Genomic DNA, 435 nt, shown 5'->3' with positions numbered 1-435 from the left:
CTCAAAACTGAACGATGGGCAATGCCACATGGGCATTTTCCTTAGAAAGGAGGTGATCCAGCCGCACCTTCCGATACGGCTACCTTGTTACGACTTCACCCCAATCATCTGCCCCACCTTCGGCGGCTGGCTCCTTACGGTTACCTCACCGACTTCGGGTGTTGCAAACTCTCGTGGTGTGACGGGCGGTGTGTACAAGACCCGGGAACGTATTCACCGCAGTATGCTGACCTGCGATTACTAGCGATTCCGACTTCATGCAGGCGAGTTGCAGCCTGCAATCCGAACTGAGAACGGCTTTCTGGGATTGGCTCCACCTCGCGGCTTCGCTGCCCTTTGTACCGTCCATTGTAGCACGTGTGTAGCCCAACTCATAAGGGGCATGATGATTTGACGTCATCCCCACCTTCCTCCGGTTTGTCACCGGCAGTCTCC

The 435-nt window shown here is 55.6% G+C and carries 1 rRNA gene; it reads right to left on the bottom strand.

Going from position 1 to position 435, the window contains the following annotated elements:
* Nucleotides 1-45: 45 nt before the first annotated feature.
* Nucleotides 46-435, bottom strand: a 16S ribosomal RNA gene (locus tag KNP00_RS14115); the annotation flags it as partial.

The sequence above is a fragment of the Exiguobacterium qingdaonense genome (assembly GCF_018617855.1).
In the GTDB taxonomy this organism is placed as follows: domain Bacteria; phylum Bacillota; class Bacilli; order Exiguobacteriales; family Exiguobacteriaceae; genus Exiguobacterium; species Exiguobacterium qingdaonense.
Note: the sequence above shows the minus strand (reverse complement) of the source record. Positions and strands in the feature narration are given on the sequence as shown.